This is a genomic window from Microtetraspora sp. NBRC 13810, from assembly GCF_030268685.1.
Taxonomy (GTDB): Bacteria; Actinomycetota; Actinomycetes; order Streptosporangiales; family Streptosporangiaceae; genus BSRQ01.
The window spans coordinates 1-255 of sequence record NZ_BSRQ01000107.1; the positions used below are offsets into that span (position 1 = coordinate 1).

Below are 255 nucleotides of genomic sequence, written 5' to 3' on the forward strand. Positions count from 1 at the left end.
CGGCATGGACTGGAAACGCTCGAAGATGCCGCTCTTCATATCCAGGAAAAGCCGGAACGCGGTGTAGGCGATGCCCGAGGCGATCGTGATGAGCAGAATGCCGGGCAGCAGGTAGTTCACATACGAATCCGACCCCGTGTTGATCGCGCCGCCGAACACGTAGACGAACAACAACAGCATGGCGATCGGCATGACCGTGGTCGTGATGATCGTGTCCACGCTGCGCGTGATGTGACGCAGGGAACGTCCCAGCAG

1 pseudogene is annotated in these 255 nt (G+C 59.6%); it reads right to left on the minus strand.

Annotated features, from left to right (window positions below):
- A pseudogene (locus QSK26_RS41645) lies at positions 1-255 on the minus strand (ABC transporter permease); the annotation flags it as partial.